Source organism: Bacillus sp. FSL M7-1345 (assembly GCF_038006985.1).
Classification (GTDB): domain Bacteria; phylum Bacillota; class Bacilli; order Bacillales; family Bacillaceae_G; genus Bacillus_A; species Bacillus_A cereus_U.
The window spans coordinates 2,481,607-2,502,840 of the sequence record NZ_JBBOWG010000001.1 but is presented as its reverse complement, the minus strand read 5'-3'; the positions used below and the strand labels follow the sequence as shown (position 1 = coordinate 2,502,840).

Below are 21,234 nucleotides of genomic sequence, written 5' to 3'. Positions count from 1 at the left end.
TTATATTAATATTCATACAACGTAATGTTTAAAAAATAACATTCCTTACTATACGGAGACTACATATAGTAAGGAATGAAACGAAAGTGATGTAGGGAGGAGATTATAACAAGGTGAAAAAGCAAAAAAAGAAGAACGGTTGGCCAATACCAATACGGTTAAATATTTTATTCTTTTGTGTATTTTTATTATTTTCTGGAATTATAATCCAGTTAGGTAAAGTGCAAATTTTCGATGGAGAAACATATAAAAATGAAGTAGAGAAGAGGGAAAATACAACAGTTAATCTTACAGTACCACGCGGGAAAATTTATGATCGTGAAGGTAAGCCAGTTGTTGATAATAAATCTTTACGTACAATTACATATACGAAGATGAAAGGTGTAAAGTCGGAAAATATGTTAAAAACTGCGAGACAACTTGCAGAAATAATTGAAATGCCGCAAGAAGATATAGATAAGTTAACCGAGACAGATAAGAAAGATTTTTGGATGCAATTAAATCCAAAGGTTGCTCAAAATTTAGTATCTAAAAAAGAAATAGATAAGTTTAGAGAAAATGATATTGCCGGAAAAGAGCTAGATAAAAAAACTGAAGAGTTAAAGAGAAAACGAGTTTCAGATAAAAACCTTCAAGAATTAACAGCTCAAGATATAGAAGTGTTGGCTATTAAAAGTAAAATGACTTCGGGTTATCAAATGGCACCTCAAATTATTAAAAAAGATGTTAGTGAAAAGGAATATACTGTGATTAGTGAAAACTTAGCAAACCTCCCAGGGATAGATGCATCAGTTGATTGGGAGCGTTTCTATGTTAATGATGGTTTATTCCGCTCGGTACTTGGAAATGTTTCGAATGCTGATGAAGGATTACCACGTGAACGATTAGATTATTATTTAGTGCGTGATTATAGCCGGAATGACAGGGTCGGGAAAAGTTACATCGAACAACAATATGAAGATGTACTTCATGGTACGAAGAAAGAAGTAAGAAGTCTTGCTGATAAACAAGGTAATACAATTAGAACGGAAACCGTTTCTGAAGGGAAAAGCGGCAAGAATTTAACTTTAACAATAGATATGGAATTACAAAAAAAAGTAGAAGAGAGCATAGAAAAAATATTAAAGGCCTATAAAGGTTCAGAATCGATGTTGGACCGTGCTTTCGTTGTAATGATAAATCCGAAAAACGGTCAAGTATTATCAATGGCTGGGAAAAAGTTAGTAGAAAAAGACGGGAAAACTGAAGTTGAAGATTACGCTTTAGGCACGATGACAAGTTCATATGAGCTTGGATCAACTGTGAAAGGTGCGACAGTGTTAACAGGGTTTGAAACAAAAGCTATAACACCAGGTACATACTTTTATGACGCACCTATGAAATTCAAAGGAACTAAGGAGAAAAAGTCTTGGAAAGAATTCGGAAATATTGATGATCTAAGAGCTTTACAAGTTTCTTCTAACGTCTATATGTTTAATACAGCATTAAAAATTGCAGGTGTGGATTATGTAAAAAATAGTTCACTAGATATTAAACAAGAATACTTTGATAAAATGAGATATTATTTCAGACAATTTGGTTTAGGTGTTCCAACGGGCATTGATTTACCGAATGAAACAGCTGGACAAATAGGGAGAAAAGATAATCAACCAGGTTTCTTATTAGATTTTTCTATTGGCCAGTACGATACGTATACACCACTTCAGCTTGCACAGTACATTTCTACTATTGCAAATGGTGGGTATCGTATGAAACCACAAATTGTTCAAGAGATTAGAGAACAAACCGTGCAGAAAGATGAAATCGGCAAAGTGGTGCAATCAATAGAACCAGTTGTTTTAAATAGAGTGGATATGAAAGAAGATTATATAAATCAAGTAAAAGAAGGGTTTAGAAGAGTTTTCCAAGAAGGGGATGGAACGGGAGTAAGGGCGTTTCAAAAAGCATCATATAAACCTGCTGGTAAAACAGGAACCGCACAGACTGTATATGGTGGAGAAAGTAATATTGGCAGAAATGATAAAGGTGAACGTAGAGAATGCTATAATTTAACATTAGCGGGATATGCGCCTTATGATGATCCAGAAGTAGCATTTTCCGTTGTAGTACCATGGGTTATAAATGATAAGTCTGGTATTAACTCTGATATTGGAAAAGAAGTTTTAGATGCTTATTTTGATTTAAAAAATAAGCGATTAACTGGCGAAGCACCAAAAATAGATGACTCTAAAGAGAATTAAAATATACGAAATGTCTCTAGCATTTATATGAACTAGAGACGTTTTTACATACGAATAGATTAGAAATGAGGTATATATGAAGCAATTGATTCTAAAAGATTGGAGAAAAATATGTAGCTATATTTTAATTATAATAGGAATTATTATTATTAATAAGTCATTTTTATTTTGTATGGTAGAAGGAATTTCGATGCAACCTACTTTGAATGAAAATAATCGCATACTAGTTAATAAGGCTAGTGTCTATTTTTCTTCTTTTCATCATGGTGATGTTGTAATAATAAAAAAAGAAGACGAGCCTACATACTACGTGAAACGAATTATTGGATTACCAGGGGATAACATACAATTAAGAAACGATGTGGTATATATTAACGGTAAAAAGCGAGATGAGTTGTATATACAGTTAGATATGTCACAAGTATCAAATCGTTTTTCAAACTTTAGAGAAATGAAAGTTCCCTCGCATAAATTATTTGTATTAGGTGATAATCGAAATCATAGTAAAGATAGTAGGAATACACTTGGACTTATCGATGAGTCACATGTAATAGGTAAAGTGAAAATGGTATATTATCCATTTGATCAAATAAAATGGTTAAAATAATTCTATTAACTATTCACGTTTTATAAAATAATTCATATATTGATAGCATAGGACAAGCAGAAAAGCTTATCCTAACCTCACAGAACACTCCTTATCACAGTTAGGCATCTACTTATGTAGATGCCTTTTCCGATGACTGATAATTATTTATCAACCTAAAGTAGTAAGCATATTGGGACTATTAGAGGAAGATTGCTTGTAATAATAACAGTACGATTAATAAGAACATTGAATTGTAAGGAGTGAGAAATACGTGTTGAATATTTTAATAGTTAATTTTCCTGCAGAGGGACATGTAAATCCTACATTAAGTTTAGTAAAGGCCTTTACTGAAAGAGGAGATAACGTACACTATATTACAACGGAAAACTTTAAGGAAAGGCTTGAAGTTTTGGGGGCTATTGTACATACTCATCCGGATTTATTAAAGGAGATTTCTATTGATAATGAAACTTCATATGGATTAAAATCTTTCTTTCATGTACATGTTCAAACTTCTTTATATATATTAGAAATTACGAAAGAATTATGTAAAAGCATAAATTTTGATTTCGTAGTTTATGATATATTTGGTGCCGGAGAGTTAGTAAAGGAATATTTACAAGTTCCAGGCATAGTTTCCTCTCCTATATTTTTAATTCCACCAGAATTATTGGAAACCTTGCCTTTTCATCCAAATGCAGAAATACAATTCCAACCCGATGAACTCTCTGAAAAGTTACTGTATCAAATGGAACATGAATTTGGAGTAAAGCCCAAAAATAATCTTCAATTTATGCATAATAAGGGAGATATTAGTCTCGTGTATACAAGTCGTTATTTTCAACCTAATAGCGATTCGTTCGGAGAAAACAATGTTTTTATTGGACCGAGTATTATAAAGCGCAAAACAAATGCAAAGTTTCCACTTGAATTGCTTTCAAAAAAGAAAGTTATTTATATTTCAATGGGAACACTTCTTGAAGGGCTCGAACCATTTTTTAATACTTGTATTGATGCTTTTTCAAATTTCGAAGGGATTGTAGTAATGGCGATCGGTGATAGAAATGATATTTCAAAAATTAAGCAAGCGCCAGATAACTTTATTATAGCCCCTTACGTACCTCAATCAGAAATATTAAGTGAAGCAGATGTTTTTATTACACATGGTGGAATGAATAGTGTGCACGATGCAATTTATTACAATGTCCCATTTGTGATAATACCGCATGATAAAGATCAACCTATGATAGCGCAAAGATTAACTGAGCTTGAGGCAGCACATAGATTATTGAAAGAGCATGTTAATGTGCAAACTTTAAAAGAGGCGGTAACAGACGTTCTTTCAAATAAAAAGTATAAACATGGCATTCGAAAACTGAATGAAAGTTTTTTAGAGTGTGGTGGTTCCGAAAGAGCCATTGCAGTTATTGATGCTCTTTTAAATAAATAGTTCGGACAATATAAAAGCATAGAGGATCTACCTTTATGCTTTTATATTATTATCCAGCAAATTGTACAGCAGTATTTGCATGTAAAAAAGCAGTATCAAAAACAGGAACAGTAAGGTCATTTTGGGAAATAAGCAATGGTATTTCAGTACAGCCTAGTAATATACCTTCCGCACCGTTTTGAATTAATGAATTGGTAATTTGTATTAGTTTCTCCCTTGAAGTTTCTGAAATAATGCCTCTACTTAATTCGTTTAATATGACGTGATGGATAAAAGTTCTTTCTTCGTCATTTGGGATAATTGTCTCAATGTTATATTTTGCTAGTCGTGATGTATAGAAATCTTGTTCCATCGTTTGTTTTGTTCCTAATAGTCCGATACGTTTTATATTCTGTTCTACCATTTCTTTAGCACTTACATCACCGATATGAAGAAGTGGGATTGATATTGCTTGTTCTACTTCCTCAGCAAATAAATGGACCGTATTTGAACACATTAGTAAACATTCAGCTCCAGAGTTTTCTACCTTTTTGGCTACTGTGACTAATTCATTTTTCACTTCTTCATATTGATGATTTTGTAATAATGTAGTTACCTCACCAAAGTCCATGCTATATAAAACAAGCTTCGCATTTTGATTACATTGAGAGAGGGTTAGTGTATTTATATGTTTATAGTATAACGATGTTGATTCCCAACTTAGTCCGCCAATTAGGCCAATAACTTTCATCATGTATTCCTCCCGTAACAATTTTGAATTCATTATTTCATAATTCCTATAAGAATACAATGATTTAAATGAACTATTTATAGAAAAATAAAAACATTAAGAAAAGTGTTGAATTTTTTAATTGTTAGTGCCATAATACAGATTACAAATACATACTTATCCAGAGAGGTAGAGGGAACGGCCCTACGAAGCCTCAGCAACCCCTATGTAAATGCATAGGAAGGTGCTAATTCCGCAGAGGACATTTATATGTCTTTTGAAAGATAAGAGGATTCTTGTACGTGAAAGAAAATGGCCTCTTAATTTAAGGGGTCATTTTTTGTTGTATAGAAAGGAAGTGTCGATGCATAATTCATTTTCAAAATAAATATAGAGTATTAAAAGCAGGATAATAGGAGAGGAGAATTGTAATGAACAAATTAACGACAAAACTAGTAGTAGCAATCGGAATTGGAGCAGCTTTATACGGGGTATTAGGGCTTTGGGGATTTTCTATCGCACCCAATACATTTATTAAACCAGCATTGGCTATTTTAACAGTTTTTGGTGCGTTATTTGGCCCAGTAGCAGGACTATTAATAGGGCTTATTGGTCATACCGTTACAGATACAATCGCTGGTTGGGGTATTTGGTGGGGATGGGTGTTTAGTTCGGGGATTATCGGATTTTCAATGGGTCTTATACAAAAAAGAACTGGTTTCAGTGTGAAAAATGGAGCGTATAATAACCGTGATATTTCTTATTTTGCAATAGCGGGGTTAGTTGGAATTGTCATTGCCATTATATTTGCTGGTGCATTCGATATTATTGTGATGGGAGAACCGTTTGACAAAATCGTTATACAAGTACTAGGAGCAACCATTTCAGACATTATCGTATTTTTAGTTCTTGGATTACCAATCACGATTGGTCTAGCTAAAGCAAATAAGAAACATACACATTTAAAAATTGAAAAGTAGGGATGTATACATGCAACCAATTATATCTTTTGAACAATTTACCTTTCAATATGGGCATGCCGCACAGCCTACTTTAAAAGAAATTACATTTCATATATATCCAGGGGAAAAGGTACTACTAGCTGGAAGAAGTGGTTCAGGTAAGTCAACATTAGCTCATTGTATTAATGGGCTAATCCCATTTTCTTACGAAGGGATTAGTACTGGTAATATTTTAATAGCTGGAAAGGATCCGAGAGAGGGAAGTATTTTTGAACAGAGTAAACATGTAGGAACAATATTACAAGATCAAGATTCACAATTTATTGGTCTTACTGTCGAAGAAGATGTAGCATTTTCATTAGAAAACGAATGTGTAAATCAAAATGAAATGAAAAAAATTGTTAATGATTCTTTAAAAAAAGTAAACATGCAGAATTTTCATGCACAAAGTCCTCATGAATTATCAGGAGGTCAAAAACAGACAGTCTCTCTTGCAGGTCTGCTAACGACAAATGCAGATATATTATTATTTGATGAACCGTTAGCTAACTTAGATCCAGCAAGTAGTTTGAATACTATAGAACTCATTAAAGATATTCATGAGAAATATAATAAAACAATTGTAATTATTGAACATCGAATAGAAGAAATTTTAAACCTTGATTTAGACAAAATTATTTTAATCGATGAAGGAGAAATTGTTGCGATGGGTTCACCGGATAAAATATTAGCATCTAATATATTACCAAATATCGGGCTAAGAGAACCTATTTATATAGAGGCGCTAAAGAAATTAAATTTTGTCAATAACAATAACCTGTTGTTCCCAATTGAAAATCTTTGTAATGAAAAAGTTAATAGCGTAATGAAGAATTGGATGCAGAAACAAGTTTCATTTGAAGACACACATAAAAATAGAGAAGTATGTCAAATAGAAAATTTATCATTTTCGTATAATAATAAACATACAGCATTAGAAGATATAAACCTTTCAATAAGAGAAGGTGAAATAGTAGCATTATTGGGTCATAATGGAGCAGGTAAATCGACATTAGCTCATAGTCTAATAGGAATAAATAAAACAAAAAATGGGAGAATTACATTCGCTGGAGAAAACATAAATACGTGGTCTATCCGTAAACGTGGCGAAGTTATTTCGTATGTTATGCAAAACCCAAATCATATGATTACACAACGTACTGTTTTAGAGGAGGTTTCATTCACATTAAAATTAAAAAAGGTTTCTAAAGAAGAAATTAGTAGTAGAGTGGAAGTTGTTTTGAAAATTTGTGGATTATACCCATTTCGTAATTGGCCAATTCAGGCATTAAGCTACGGGCAAAAAAAGAGACTAACTATTGCTTCTGTACTTACAACAAACCCAAAACTTATTATATTAGATGAGCCGACAGCTGGGCAAGATTACTACCATTACAAACAGTTTATGTCGTTTATAAGAACATTGGCTGAAAAGGGCATATCCTTTATTTTTATCACACACGATATGAATCTTGCTTTAGAATACGCAAATCGAGCGGTAGTTCTGCATGAAGGGAAAATCATTGCGAACAATACTGTATCTGCTGTATTAGGAGATCAAGAAACGTTACAAAGAACCAATCTACGGGAGATTTCATTAATAAAGCTTGCTAAATTAAGCGGAATTCCATCTCCAGAAATGTTTGTGAAACTTTATATAGAGGTTAATAGGAGGGAGGAGTATGCATAATACATATTTTCATCGTATGGATGGTGCAATTAAGTTATCTTTATTTATATTTTGTATGACTCTTACTTTTTTATTTTTTGATTTTCGTATGTTGCTAATTTTATTTATTATTGGATGTATCGGCCTCTTAATCGCTAAAATTCAGTTTCGTAAAATTATTTTTGTTTTCAGTGTTATATTTACATTTAGTTTATTAAATTCTATTATGATTCTTGTTATTACTCCAGCATATGGATCAGAATTAACAGGAACATACACATCTTTTTTTCATATAGGTTATGCAACAATTACATACGAAACATTATTTTTTGCTGCTACACTTTCATTAAAATATTTTACGTTATTACCATTTACACTTCTTTTTATTTATACAACTCATCCAAGTGAATTTGTCAGCAGCTTAAATAAATTTACCATTCCTTATAAAATTACATATGCAATAAATATTGCACTGCGTTATATACCAAACATTCAATCTGAATATATAATCATTAAACATGCACAGGAGACAAGAGGCGTACCTTTTGAAAAGGGAGAAGCAAGTTTATGGATTCGTATGAAAAATCGTATTTTGATTTTTTGGCCACTTATTATTCATTCTTTAGAAAGAATTGATACGGTTTCAAATGCAATGGATTTAAGAGGGTTTGGAAAGAAAGACAAACGTACGTGGTACTATGCAAAGAATGCTCAAAAAGTAGATTACATCACTCTTTTTGTTGGTATTATCATTTTAATTATTGCAGTGTACTTAAAAGTAAATGTATTCAAGAGTTTCTGGTACCCATTTTAAAGCACTCTCAATAGAGTGCTTTTACTAATTTTATGAAGACATGCTCAAAAAAGGGAGATACACATACTGTATAATACGAACCAGTTAAAATGATCAACTACCTATTAGTTTTCAAACCAAAAGGAGGAAAAAATATGAGTTTCGGCGGTTCTTGTGGTTTTGGTGGAGGTTTCGCATTATTAGTTGTGTTATTTATTTTATTAATTATTGTTGGATGTAGCTGTTGGAGCTAAGGTTACTAATTTCTAATTAATCTCTACAAAATGTAAACTTTAAAAAACATAGCAGATACCTTTTGTATCGAAATAAATGAAAAAGGAGCTATTAAGCTCCTTTTTCATTTATTATACGAAATCTCTTCATTACTGTATTTAGGTAATGTGATAGTTAAAGTAGTTCCTTTATTTATAACACTTCGGATTTTCAATGTGCCTCGCATCGTTTCGATAATTTTTACAGCAACCATCGTACCTAAACCAGTACCTTTCGTTTTTGTACTAAAATACGGTTCGCCAAATCGATTAATTTGCTCTTGAGACATTCCAATTCCACTATCTTGAATTCGTATCATGACTTTATTATTACTAACAGATGCAGAAATAATAAGATCACCGCCATTCGGCATTGCTTCAATACTGTTTTTAATTAAGTTTAAAAAACATTGATGGAAGTGCTGTGTATTACCAATAATTGTTCCACCGGAGAACTCTTTTGTAATATTAATAGTATTCATGTTACAAAAAGGCAACATCATATTAATAACTCGATTTAACTCGTGCCCCACTGAAATATGATCTAGTCTTTCTGAAGCCGGTTTGGCAAAAGTTAAGTAATCATCAATAATTGCTTGTGCACGATTTAACTCTTCAAGAATAAGTTCAATATACTCATCTTTGGATTGTTGAGTTATATTGGGTGTTTTTAAAAGTTGTGTAAATCCTTTTACAACAGTCAATGGATTCCTTACTTCATGTGAAATACTTGCAGCGAGTTGGCTGACAATCTCCATTTTTTCAACTTTTATTAATTTTGATCGCATGAATATTGCATCTTTTAAAACCTCATTAAAATAGACCATAAATAATATTAAAATAGTTGGTAATAGAATGAAATAAATAATGTACAAATTATTCACTTCAAAATCTGATAGAGTTAAAACAATTACTGTTGTAAATATTGCAAGGAAAAAAGTTAAAAACATAGATGAAGCTACTTTTATTTTCCTATTGTATGTATTAAATTTTGATGATGCGAATGCTGTAATTATTAACATCGTTCCATAAACAATGATTGTTAACAGGCTAAAACCATAAAATATAAAACGTATTATTAATAAAATCATGAGTAATGCAATACCGACAGGAAATCCACCATAAAGTGTACCAATTAAAAAGGGGATTTGTCTTAAATCGTGAATATAATTTTCATCCATATAGATGGGATACCGCATACATAAAATTAGTGGGATACTCGTACAAAGAATGATAAGTAGTTTTTTATATTTCTTCCCGAAGTACCCACTATCATAAATAAAATAAAAAATAAATATACTGCTTAAAATATAAAGAAGATTATTTAAAACATTTTGATTAATATAAACAAAGTTCATAATACATGCCCCGTTATCCTGAATTTCAATCCCATATGTATTATACATTATAAAAGTACAAGTTTTACATGTACTTTTATAATGTATGTAGTTTTTATAACTTTTCAGTGTTATAGACTTTTAACCATGCATTATTAAACTCTTCCATTGACGCATAGCGCTTACTACGATTTTCATTTACAGCACGGTATGCTACTTCATATAATCCTTCGCCAGCTTCCCATTTTATAAAGGAACGATCTTGCCCGCCACCTAAAAGTGCAAAAGCTATAGCCCCCATATTAAATACGTTTGTTTTTCCATCTATTATAGAGTTAAGTTGAAACTCTTCAGGTGACATAAAACGAGATGATCCCCACAGTCGCCCCATCTTATTTACATACGGTGTGTTACTGTATAAATCAATATCACAAATTTTTGTTTCATTAGTTTTAAAGTTGTATAAAATACTACCGTCATAAAAATCAATAGCTACATAGTGTTTGTGTTCAACGTAAGTATGGAAATTAAAAATAGAATTTAATGAAATCAGTCTGTCTTTAACGGATAATTTCTTATATTTATAAAATGGTGAATTAGGATCATTGTATTTTGCTGGGGGTGGGAAACTCCAGTGCGGGTGAAGACATTCACCGTCAAACCAATCAAAAATTAAAACATATCCATGTTGTAAAGGGTAGTGATCAATTAAATTTATAAGAGAAACGTGTTTTAATTCATTGTATATAGTAACTGAGTTTTTTAATCTTTTTATAGCTTCATTTGTAGAAGCATTATATGCGAGTGTTTGTGCCCCTGCGTATTTAATAAACTTCTTTTTCCCATTCTTTTCAACACCGAAACTTATATTACCGGAATCTTGTTGGTCAAAAACTGCAAATACTGTTCCTAGTTTCGTAAGCCAATCAAAATTATGATGTTTTTTTAGTTGGAATGTGACAGTATTTAATTGAATTTCAACTGGAATATCTTTCATGATTCACCTCATATTTAGTATAATTAAGTTGTCTATTATAATATTCGACATATTTTGTAAAATCCCTATGTTAATACAATTAAATTTTATAAATATAATGATGTATAGTTATAAGGAGGAAAGAAAATGGATGGGAAAATCTTAATTAAACCGTACGAACATTATTGGCATACAGAGTTTTTAAATGAAAAAAATAAAATTGTGCCGTTACTAAATGAAGAAATTATTGCTATTGAACATATAGGAAGCACGGCCGTAGAAGGATTAGGGGCTAAACCGCTTATTGATATGATGATTGGCGTAACAAATTTACAAATTACCGAAAATTGGAGGGAACCCCTAGCGGAAATTGGCTATGAATATGTTCCAAAAGAAACACTTAATTGGCGTTTTTTTAGAAAAGGGAAATGGAGAGCGGGTAGTCATCACTTACATGTGTATATTTATAATAGTGAGGAATGGAAGAACAACCTCTTATTTAGAGATTTTCTCATAAATAATGAATGGGCACGAAAAGAATATAGTGAATTAAAAGAGAAACTTGCTGCTACATATCCTTTTGATCGTGTTTCATATACAAATGCGAAAGATCCGTTTATTCGAAATATATTAACATTGGCCAAAAAGAGTATTAACAAAGTATAAGTAGTATCAATTAAAGTCCTTCCTACAAAAAAGTGTGGGGAGGATTTTGTTTTTTCATCATAATGATTTTTATTATTTTTTAGTTGTTACAATCAGATTATTTTATTTATTTCGATATTTTTAGTACATTAAAATTACTAAGGGGGATTATTAATGAACGCTATTGTACATCAACATAAAAAAGGATTAGACGGTTTAGAATATAAATTATCACCTGAGATAACTCCTAACATTGGAGAGGTTAAAGTGAAATTAAAAGCAGCAGGTTTAAATCATCGTGATTTATTTATAATGAATAATAGAAAAGAAATCGAATTACCTTTAATTTTAGGTTCAGATGGTGCAGGTATTGTTACTGAATTAGGAGACGGTGTTTCAAATATCACACTACATACAGAGGTTATTATAAATCCTAGTATTGGGTGGAATAATATTCACGAAATACCAGAGTTACCTGAAGTATTAGGTGGACCAGCAAATGGTACGTTTACCGAATATGTTATTGTACCAGCTGAAAATATAGTAAAAAAGCCACCATATCTTACATGGGAAGAATCTGGTGTTTTATCTTTATCGGCATTAACTGCATATAGAGCGCTTTTTACAAAAGGTAGATTGAAATCTGAAGAACATGTTCTAATTCCGGGAATTGGCGGTGGTGTAGCTACTTATGCTATGTTATTTGCTAAAGCAATTGGAGCAAAGGTAAGTGTTACTTCAAGGATAGAGAGTAAAAGAAAGACTGCAGAAAACTATGGCGCAGACTTTTCATTTAATAGTTCTGGTATTTGGGAAGAGTGCTTACATGGAGAAAAAGTAGATTTAATTATAGATAGTATAGGTCCGGCGACTTTCTTGAAATATTTTGATGTATTAAAACCAAACGGAAGAATTGTTAATTTTGGTGCAAGTTCAGGAGATAAAATTGAATTACCGTTACGAGCATTATTTTATAATCAAATCGATATTATGGGAACATCAATGGGGAGCAGTGAGGAATTTAATGAGATGATTCATTTTATAGAGGAACATAATATTAAACCAATCATTGATAAAGTATATCCATTAGAAGAAGCAATTCAAGCTTTAAATCGAATGCAGCAAGGAGAACAATTCGGTAATATTGCCCTTCGTATGGAATGAAAATATGATTTCGTTGACAGTATATTGAAATGAACATGTTAAGTATTCTGTTCATGCATAGAGCGATTACCATACTATTTTAAATGTTTTATAGCCTTTATACATATTTAGCTCTTGTAAATAGTTACACGAATGTCAAATGAATAGTAGCAAAATGAGAATTAGATGAGAAAAGTTTAAGCCCATTTTCATTTTGATGTTGTATACTGTGTAAATCAAGAACACTTGTATCTTTATTTAAAGTACAATGAGAAAAAATAAGGAGAGAGTAATATGAATTACACAGTATTTCAATGGATTAATAATTTTGCTGGATCATCCAAGCTATTAGATACGCTAATGATTGCTATTACAAATAGTGCTGCATATGTAGCTATTCTATTTATGCTTATCCTATGGTTCAATAATGGAAAGAAAGAAAATGCAATCCGAAAACAATATACGGTGTTATACACGACACTTTCAGTTAGTATTGCATTATTAGTAAATGTTCTTATACATGCGGTATATTATCATCCGCGTCCTTTTATTACACATCATGTAAATCAATTAGTACCGCATGCAGCAGATTCATCATTTGTAAGTGATCATTCTGTACTTGTATTTTCTATTGCTTTCGTATTTATTCTAAGAGGAGAAAAACTTAAATATATTGCGCTTATATGGGCAATATTAGTCGGTGTATCACGCATGTACGTAGGTGTTCATTATCCTCTAGATATACTTGGTGCTGCGTTCTTAACATTTATTACAAGTGGATTAGTGATGCAAAGCGCACGTATATTTGAACCGTTAGCAAGTTTTATTTTCAAAATGTATGCACTAGTAGCAAAACGAGTGCCATTTTTAGCGAAATATAACCATATAGCTTAATCTTAAGAACCTACAAAAAGTAGGTTCTTTTTTTGAAGATTCTTAAATTTCACTTACCGTATTTTATATTAAAAATTACAAAATTAATAAAAAAACAAATAGCAACAGAACTGGTTTTCTTATTATTATAGAGGAATTAGTAAAAAAACTTCGAAAAATATAGTATCTACTATATTAAAGAACATATTTAGTAGCGCATCTTCGCATTAATGCATTGTAAAGGAAAGGAGATTAGTATGCATAAACTTCAAACGAATAAAGGCGCTCGATATATGATGATTGCTTTTATTGTTTTGTTTCTTACTATGCTTTTACGTATATTTTATATTCAAGCAGTAGGAGTCGTGCATAATGTTAATGTAAAAGATCTTGCGAAGGAACAACAAAATAAAAATGGAGTTTTAGAGGCAAATCGCGGGACAATTTATGATCAAAACGGGAAAGTATTAGTCCAAGACTCAACGACATATCGCATCGTTGTAAACTTAAAAGGAAAAGATAAATTAAAAGATAAAGAAGATACTGCACAACGTTTAGCAGATGCACTTGAAGTTGATAAAGAGGAGATCATGAAAAATTTTCATGAAGGACGTACGCAAGTTGAAATTGGTAAAATTGGACGTAACTTATCTAGAGAAGCGAAGGAAGAAATTAATAATTTGAAAATACCAGGTGTATCGTTTACAACAGAAAAAGCTAGAGTATACCCAAATGAAGACTTCGCCTCGTATATACTTGGTTTTGCAAGACCAGATGATAAAGGTAATGCGGAGGGGAAGTTTGGGCTTGAAGAAAGTTTGGATAAATATTTACGCTCTAAAAACGGAAATGTAGAATATGTAGGTTCACGAAGAGGTATCCCACTTACAAATGATATAGGAAAAATAGAACCTGCTAAAAATGGAAATAACGTATATCTTACGCTTGATAAACAAATTAATAGTTTTTTAGAAGATGCGATGAACAAAGCGGAGCAACACTATGATCCTTCTATGTTAGTAGGAATCATTGCAGATCCAAAAACAGGTAAAGTTTTAGCAATGTCTAGTAAGCCTAGTTATAATCCTAATAAGGGAGACATTGAATATTTTTTAAATGATCCAATTGCGAACGCATTCGAACCAGGGTCTACAATGAAAGTTTTTACATTAGCTGCTGCAATTAATGAAGGTGTATATAACGGGAAAGAATATTTCCAATCAGGAAAATACACAGTTGGTTCAGCAGAAATTAAAGATCATAATGGCGGATATGGATGGGGCTCAATTACATTTGATGAAGGGTTTGAACGGTCATCTAACGTTGCTTTTTCTATTTTAGAAGACCAGTTACTGAAACCAAATAAATTCAAGCAATATATGAATAAATTTGGTTTCAATCAAAAAACAGGGATAGATTTGCCTGGAGAAAGTAAAAATACATTATTGTTAAATACTCAAATTCAACAAGTTACTACTTCTTTCGGCCAAGGCTCAACTGTAACTCCTATTCAAATCGTACAAGCGGCCACAGCTATAGCAAATGATGGAAAAATGATGCAACCTTATATTGTTGATAAGGTTGTAAATCCAACAAATAAACAAGTTATTATGGAAAATCAACCTAAAGAAATAGGGAATCCGATTAAAAAAGAAACTGCAGATAAGGTAAGGAACTTAATGGAGCGGGTTATTACTTCATCAAAAGGAACGGGAACGATGTATAAAATTGATGGTTATCCGATTGGTGGTAAAACAGGGACAGCGCAAATTCCGAATCCTGAAAATGGACGATATATGGAAGGGAAAGATAATTATATTTTTTCATTCTTGGGAATGGCTCCAATTGATGATCCGCAATTAGTCGTATATTTAGCCATTAAGCAACCTAAATTAAAGGGGAATGAATACGGTGCTCAGCCTCTTGCTGAAATTTTTAAACCAGTTATGAAAAATAGTCTAGAATATTTAAAAGTGAAACCATATACAGAAAAACAAATGGAAGATGCAACAAAGCAATCTGAAATAAAAGTACAAAATTATGTAAATCAAACGATGGATACTGTAAAAAACATTGCAGAAAAAGAGAAATTTCAGCCGGTATTATTAGGAGAAGGAAAGATAATAAAACAATATCCACAAACTGGCGAGGTAATGAGTGAAGGAGATCGCATATTTCTATTAGGAAGTAATGTGAAAATGCCTAACCTAAAAGGTTGGTCAATGCGTGATGTTATGTATTTCTCTAAGTTGCTGAAATTAGATGTAAAAACAACAGGTACAGGGTATGTAACGAGTCAAAGCATTGAAAAGGGACAATATATACAAGAAGGTGATACTTTAAAACTAGATTTGGAACCGCCTCTAGAACCATTAGCAGAAGCGAGTACAAATTAATATCGAATTTTGTAAGAGTCTATAGTATAATAGGCTCTTTTTGTTAGAGTTACAAGCAATTTCACGCACCGTATTCTTTTAATAAATAAAAAATCAAGTTACAAAATTATAAAGGATGTTCACTTTCTTAAAAAAACTGATTATTCTTTTTAATTATTTACAATATACAACCTATATGATAATATGGATAAAATTACATGCGATGATGAGAAGAGTAAATAAAATGAATTTTTCACAGAGAGCTCTATTTAGCTGAAAAGGAGCAAAAATTCTTTATTGAATCAAGCCTCTGAGCAGCACATCGGAACCTTTAATAAGGGGGTGGTGTGACGGGAGCTCCCGTTATAGAGCTAAAGTATAAGCATTTTTAAATGCAGTACTTGATAAGTTTAATATGGCGACATATTAATAAACTAGGGTGGCACCGCGATGATAAATCTCGTCCCTAAGACTTTAAGTCTTGGGGGTGGGATTTTTTTTATTGGTTTAAAACAATTTAGAAAGCGGGTGCCTAAATTGAAAAAATCACTTAAAGATTGGGAATATCCTTTATTACTACTGTCCGGAGTCGGTATTGCAAATTTAGGTGCATGGATTTACTTAATAGCACTTAATGTACTTGTCTATAATATGGGCGGCTCAGCTTTAGCGGTTGCTGCTTTATATGTGATTAAACCATTAGCTGCTTTATTTACAAACGCTTGGTCGGGAAGTATGATAGATCGTTTAAACAAACGGAAGTTAATGATTCACCTTGATATATACCGCGCAGTATTTATCGTCATTTTACCTTTGCTTCCATCTCTTTGGATTATCTATCTTTTAGTATTCTTTATTAACATGGCTAGTGCGATTTATGAGCCAACTGCTATGACATATATGACGAAATTAATTCCAGTAGAGCAAAGACAACGTTTCAACTCACTACGTAGTTTAATAGGATCTGGTGCATTTTTAATTGGTCCAGCGGTAGCGGGGATATTATTAATAATTGGCACACCAGAGTTTGCAATATATATGAATGCTATAGCATTTCTGCTATCAGGGTTCATTACATTACTTTTACCTAATCTTGATAAAAAAGACGATTCTAATACATCCAATGATAAATTGTCGCTAACTGTATTAAAGAAAGATTGGAACATAGTTTTAAATTTTAGTAAAAAATCTATGTATATTGTTTGTGTTTACTTCTTATTTCAAGGGATGATGGTCTTAGCTACCGCTATTGATTCGCTTGAACTATCGTTTGCAAAAGAAGTTTTATTGTTAACAGATAGTGAGTATGGCTTCCTAGTTAGTATCGCTGGAGCGGGTTTTATTTTAGGAGCCATAACAAATACAATTTTATCAAAAAAATTAGCACCTTCATTTCTAATTGGGATAGGATCATTATTCATTGCAATCGGATATTTGATTTATGCTTTTTCAAGTGAGTTTTTAATAGCTGCTATCGGATTCTTTATTCTATCTTTCTCTATGGCATATGCAAATACAGGATTTTACACATTTTATCAAAATAACGTTCCGGTTCATATGATGGGACGAATCGGGAGTATATACGGGCTCGTTATAGCTGTTTTAACAATTTTTATAACGATTCTGTTCGGCATTGCAACTCAATTCACTTCTATACAAATTGCAGTCATTGTAGGAGTATTGGTAATGCTACTTATTACTATCCTATTATGCGTGTTTACTTTATTACCATCGCAGTCTAAGGTATATTCCGCTGAATCAATAAAATCGAAATAGTTCCCTTGGTTTTTATTTAAAACTTAAGGGGGGTGAATAGGAGGTTTCTTTCCCCTATATATGGAAAAATAATAAGGGGAAAGAACAATACTGATAAACAAGGGTGGTTATTATGATAAAAACAAAAGATCAAATAGAGAAAATTGTAAAAGAAATACATCAGAATATAGATTTTTCTGGGGTAGTCTTAATAAAAAAAGATGATGATATTATCTATGAAAATTCATTTGGATATGCTAACAGAAGTGAATGTATAAACAATACACTACAAACAAGATTTGGAATTGCCTCAGGATGTAAATTATTCACTGCTATCAGTATCTGTCAACTTGTTGAAAGAGGTGTAATTACTTTTCATACAAAGTTAAAAGATTGTCTACATATTAAATTCCCAAACTTTAATGAAGATATTACAGTGCATCAACTTTTAACGCATAGTTCGGGTATTCCAGATTATTTTGATGAAAGTATCATGGATAACTTTGAAGATCTTTGGAAACAAACCCCTATGTATCTTTTAAAAAGTTTAAAAGACTTTTTACCATTATTCCAAAACAGTAATATGATGTTTACACCAGGAAGTAAGTTTTACTATAACAATGCAGGTTTTATTATACTTGGATTAATTATAGAACAGCAGACAGGACTTGAATTTACGGAATATATAGAAAGAAACATATTTGTTCCAGTTGGCATGAATGATTCAGGCTATTTTTCTTTAGATAATTTACCAAAACATACAGCTCTCGGATATATAAAGGATGTAAATAGTCAAAAATGGAGAACAAATGCATACTCTATACCCATAAAAGGAGGTTCTGATGGTGGTGCTTATATTACTGCACCAGACATGGTGAAATTTTGGGAAGCTCTATTTAACAACGAAATATTAAGCCACGAATATACGAAGTTACTTTTAACTCCTCATATTTTGGTGAATAATAGCCAGTCTTACGGCTATGGAATATGGATTGAGAAAAGACAAGGAAATATTTTTAAATATCATGTAATGGGATATGATCCAGGCGTGAGTTTCCGCTCGGCCGTATACCCGGACTTAGGAATTACATTAGTTATTCCATCAAATAAAGGGACAGGACCCGAAAAATTCATGGTAGAAATAGAAGGAGTTTTTTAATTACATGGATATAAAAATTAGAGCGTATAAAAAAGAAGACGAAATAGGCTGGGTACGTTGCCGTTCGTTATCTTTTTTAGATACAGCATATTATGACAATGTACTTAGAGGGAAAGAAAAATATGAAAATCCCGCAAATGAAGGTTTCTCTTTAATGAATTTACAATAATATAAAGATACATTATTCCGTATGACAAAACCATCCTGCGAAAAGTCCTATAGAATAATTAAGATAAAGGGATGTGTTAGCGATTTGCATATGATTAACGGTAGTTTATTTATTATTTTTGGGGTTATCTGTTATTTATTTGTCCGAAGTATATTAATTGGGTTCAAAAATAAAAAGCATGTGAATTGGTGGAAAGAGTTAATTAGTTTTCTATTTGCAGTATACATTTGTATGGTTGTTGCAGTAACCTTATTCCCTTTACCAATCGGGTTTCCTTCTAGTGTTGAAAATCTTAATCGGTCAGTCAATATTATTCCTTTTGCATCAATTATTAAAGATATCGGTCAAATAGGGAGTGCTTATGATGGTGATGTCCTATTTATGATTGGTCTAATCGTAAGAAATGTAGGCGGGAATGTTTTATTATTAATGCCTTTAGGGTTTTTAGCACCACTTATATGGAATAAATTCAAAAAAGTTGAAAATACTATTTTATTAGGTTTTATCATATCGGTTAGTATAGAATTGTTACAATTAATCGAGTCATTAGTTAGTGGCTGGGGACGTATTACCGATATTGATGATGTAATCTGTAACGTTCTAGGTTCTATAATTGGATATTCCATTTATAAAATCACTTTAAAATTAGCTGCTACATTTAACATTCAAGTATTAGATAAAACTAACTTTAAAGGTGTAGAATTTATTGATAAATAAAAGTTTAAACCAGTTTAGGAATGTACTAATAAAGCTACTAAAGACGTACGAGTAGAAAGTACGTCTTTTTACTTTTATAAATAATGCTTAAGGCTGATGGAAAATCACATTCCGTATTTTACAAATTAAAGTAGCTATCGTATTTCATGTATGGTATGAACAGAGGCGAATATAATTTTCAAAGGTAAACAAGTATATAGGAGGACTCTAAATGGATATTCTATTTGTTATTCTACTTGTTATTCTAATAATTGTATTAATGCAAGGTAAGGAATACAAAGTGAATATTAATCGTATTTGGCTCATTCCGGCTTTGCTGTGCTTTGTAACAATCCAGTCCATTATTCATATGGGACAATTAAATATATTGCACGTACTATTATTCGTTGCAATGCTCGGAATTGGATTGGGTCTTGGAGTTATTAGAGGAAAAGCTTTAACATTTCGATTAGATAGTGAAACAGGTCATGTATTACGAAAAGGAAATTGGTTAAGTACAATTATTCTCCTTGTTATTTTAGGTGCAAAGGTTTTGATTAAGCAAAGTATGTTTCCTGGCAGTACTCACCACACATTAATGGTTGTAACGAATGCCTTTTTATGTATCACATTAGGTACCGTAATTAGTAGACGCTATTATATTTGGAAAAAATATAATGAATTAACACAAAAAGCGTAAATACATTCGTCCCTTGTTTAACAACGCTGTGAACGGTAATACTAAATAATATTGAACTTTTACAACAAGGGATGATAATATGATATTCATTTACACGGATTTCGGCGGAACGCATACAACCTCGCTAGCTGCAGCTTATCATTTAAATAAATTACCAACTGATCGGAAGTTAACGAAAGAAGAAATTTTAAATGTAGAGTACTTTAATAAATTGAAAACAGAAGATATGGGGAAAATTATTTTTCATGGACAAGATGAATATGGGAATCCTGTATATACAATTGGATGTGGGGCATCAAAGGTCGTTGTACCTGCCATGAAGCATTTAGGAGAGATTCTGCAAAAACATTATCAAAACAATGATAAGATTATTTTTTCTAATACATCACCAACAGTTCCATTGCCAATGACTTTAGGCGGTTTGTTTTCTAGAAGATTTCATATTGATTTTATTGGTGTACCGTTACTCGTATGGGGAGCAAAAATTTGCTGTGATAACATCCAGCGTCTCGTCAGTTATACGAAAGAAGCGGGGCGAATGACGAATGATTATGTTGTTATTTTAGATAACGAAACATTTAAGTAATGTAATGTTAAAAGAAGGCCGGAAAATTTTGTGGTTTTCTTTTTTTTTGATAAATAGACAAAAAACATTCACATTTATTATCCATCTACTATAGCCA

General features: G+C 31.9%; 20 protein-coding genes, 1 riboswitch and 1 other annotated feature. Of the genes, 17 read left to right on the top strand and 3 right to left on the bottom strand.

Annotated elements, in window-relative coordinates; genetic code table 11:
• The first annotated feature begins 113 nt into the window (after positions 1 to 113).
• From MHB76_RS12915 to MHB76_RS12905, 3 genes are all read left to right on the top strand, one after another.
• On the top strand, positions 114 to 2,240 hold the full coding sequence (locus MHB76_RS12915; RefSeq protein WP_078173623.1) for a peptidoglycan D,D-transpeptidase FtsI family protein: 2,127 nt from the start codon (positions 114 to 116) through the stop codon (positions 2,238 to 2,240).
• A 76-nt stretch (positions 2,241 to 2,316) separates the two neighbouring features.
• Complete coding sequence (gene lepB, locus MHB76_RS12910; RefSeq protein WP_002161590.1) at positions 2,317 to 2,847, top strand: signal peptidase I; 531 nt, start codon at positions 2,317 to 2,319, stop codon at positions 2,845 to 2,847.
• A gap of 253 nt (positions 2,848 to 3,100) precedes the next feature.
• The gene (locus tag MHB76_RS12905; protein WP_078173624.1) at positions 3,101 to 4,279 is read left to right on the top strand and encodes a macrolide family glycosyltransferase; all 1,179 of its coding nucleotides are present in this window, start codon (positions 3,101 to 3,103) and stop codon (positions 4,277 to 4,279) included.
• Between the two features lie 49 nt (positions 4,280 to 4,328).
• On the opposite strand, the gene MHB76_RS12900 is transcribed toward MHB76_RS12905, so the two are convergent.
• Positions 4,329 to 5,012 carry an aspartate/glutamate racemase family protein gene (locus MHB76_RS12900; protein ID WP_016105002.1) on the bottom strand — a complete coding sequence of 228 codons (684 nt, stop codon included), beginning with the start codon at positions 5,010 to 5,012 and terminating at the stop codon, positions 4,329 to 4,331.
• 150 nt (positions 5,013 to 5,162) lie between these two features.
• A riboswitch (SAM riboswitch) is annotated at positions 5,163 to 5,279 on the top strand.
• Positions 5,280 to 5,419: 140 nt separating this feature from the next.
• Between MHB76_RS12900 and MHB76_RS12895 the strand changes: the two genes are divergently transcribed.
• The 4 genes from MHB76_RS12895 (at position 5,420) to MHB76_RS12880 (ending at position 8,705) form a co-directional block, all read left to right on the top strand.
• The gene (locus tag MHB76_RS12895; RefSeq protein ID WP_002110194.1) at positions 5,420 to 5,968 is read left to right on the top strand and encodes an ECF-type riboflavin transporter substrate-binding protein; all 549 of its coding nucleotides are present in this window, start codon (positions 5,420 to 5,422) and stop codon (positions 5,966 to 5,968) included.
• Between the two features lie 10 nt (positions 5,969 to 5,978).
• Positions 5,979 to 7,679 (top strand): DUF3744 domain-containing protein, encoded by a 1,701-nt coding sequence (locus MHB76_RS12890; protein WP_340986744.1) that lies wholly within the window; start codon positions 5,979 to 5,981, stop codon positions 7,677 to 7,679.
• The gene (locus MHB76_RS12885; protein ID WP_340986742.1) at positions 7,672 to 8,472 is read left to right on the top strand and encodes an energy-coupling factor transporter transmembrane component T family protein; all 801 of its coding nucleotides are present in this window, start codon (positions 7,672 to 7,674) and stop codon (positions 8,470 to 8,472) included. Before MHB76_RS12890 ends, MHB76_RS12885 begins: the two co-directional genes overlap by 8 nt.
• 134 nt (positions 8,473 to 8,606) lie before the next feature.
• Complete coding sequence (locus MHB76_RS12880) at positions 8,607 to 8,705, top strand: YjcZ family sporulation protein (protein WP_000007808.1); 99 nt, start codon at positions 8,607 to 8,609, stop codon at positions 8,703 to 8,705.
• A 104-nt stretch (positions 8,706 to 8,809) separates the two neighbouring features.
• Here MHB76_RS12880 and MHB76_RS12875 read toward each other — a convergent pair whose 3' ends face one another.
• Both MHB76_RS12875 and MHB76_RS12870 read right to left on the bottom strand, forming a co-directional pair.
• Complete coding sequence (locus MHB76_RS12875) at positions 8,810 to 10,129, bottom strand: HAMP domain-containing sensor histidine kinase (RefSeq protein WP_340986740.1); 1,320 nt, start codon at positions 10,127 to 10,129, stop codon at positions 8,810 to 8,812.
• A gap of 46 nt (positions 10,130 to 10,175) precedes the next feature.
• Complete coding sequence (locus MHB76_RS12870; protein WP_002200324.1) at positions 10,176 to 11,057, bottom strand: protein kinase; 882 nt, start codon at positions 11,055 to 11,057, stop codon at positions 10,176 to 10,178.
• Between the two features lie 126 nt (positions 11,058 to 11,183).
• Between MHB76_RS12870 and MHB76_RS12865 the strand changes: the two genes are divergently transcribed.
• From MHB76_RS12865 to MHB76_RS12820, 10 genes are all read left to right on the top strand, one after another.
• Positions 11,184 to 11,702 (top strand): GrpB family protein, encoded by a 519-nt coding sequence (locus MHB76_RS12865; RefSeq protein ID WP_078173629.1) that lies wholly within the window; start codon positions 11,184 to 11,186, stop codon positions 11,700 to 11,702.
• Between the two features lie 153 nt (positions 11,703 to 11,855).
• The gene (locus MHB76_RS12860) at positions 11,856 to 12,845 is read left to right on the top strand and encodes a zinc-binding dehydrogenase (protein ID WP_078173630.1); all 990 of its coding nucleotides are present in this window, start codon (positions 11,856 to 11,858) and stop codon (positions 12,843 to 12,845) included.
• A gap of 273 nt (positions 12,846 to 13,118) precedes the next feature.
• On the top strand, positions 13,119 to 13,718 hold the full coding sequence (locus MHB76_RS12855) for an undecaprenyl-diphosphatase (RefSeq protein WP_002141978.1): 600 nt from the start codon (positions 13,119 to 13,121) through the stop codon (positions 13,716 to 13,718).
• 236 nt (positions 13,719 to 13,954) lie between these two features.
• Entirely contained in the window at positions 13,955 to 16,093 is a 2,139-nt protein-coding gene (locus MHB76_RS12850; RefSeq protein ID WP_078173631.1) for a penicillin-binding protein, read from the top strand.
• A gap of 193 nt (positions 16,094 to 16,286) precedes the next feature.
• Positions 16,287 to 16,543, top strand: a binding site (T-box leader).
• A gap of 66 nt (positions 16,544 to 16,609) precedes the next feature.
• The gene (locus tag MHB76_RS12845; protein WP_078173677.1) at positions 16,610 to 17,848 is read left to right on the top strand and encodes an MFS transporter; all 1,239 of its coding nucleotides are present in this window, start codon (positions 16,610 to 16,612) and stop codon (positions 17,846 to 17,848) included.
• 112 nt (positions 17,849 to 17,960) lie between these two features.
• On the top strand, positions 17,961 to 18,986 hold the full coding sequence (locus tag MHB76_RS12840; RefSeq protein ID WP_078173632.1) for a serine hydrolase domain-containing protein: 1,026 nt from the start codon (positions 17,961 to 17,963) through the stop codon (positions 18,984 to 18,986).
• A 4-nt stretch (positions 18,987 to 18,990) separates the two neighbouring features.
• Positions 18,991 to 19,155: a hypothetical protein gene (locus MHB76_RS12835; RefSeq protein WP_002161602.1), complete on the top strand. Its 165-nt coding sequence runs from the start codon at positions 18,991 to 18,993 to the stop codon at positions 19,153 to 19,155.
• A gap of 84 nt (positions 19,156 to 19,239) precedes the next feature.
• Positions 19,240 to 19,872 carry a VanZ family protein gene (locus MHB76_RS12830; protein ID WP_078173633.1) on the top strand — a complete coding sequence of 211 codons (633 nt, stop codon included), beginning with the start codon at positions 19,240 to 19,242 and terminating at the stop codon, positions 19,870 to 19,872.
• A 211-nt stretch (positions 19,873 to 20,083) separates the two neighbouring features.
• On the top strand, positions 20,084 to 20,551 hold the full coding sequence (locus tag MHB76_RS12825) for a DUF1453 family protein (protein WP_002110179.1): 468 nt from the start codon (positions 20,084 to 20,086) through the stop codon (positions 20,549 to 20,551).
• 79 nt (positions 20,552 to 20,630) lie between these two features.
• A complete protein-coding gene (locus MHB76_RS12820) occupies positions 20,631 to 21,137 on the top strand; it encodes a DUF3189 family protein (RefSeq protein ID WP_002110178.1) in 507 nt (168 codons plus the stop codon).
• Positions 21,138 to 21,234: the final 97 nt, after the last annotated feature.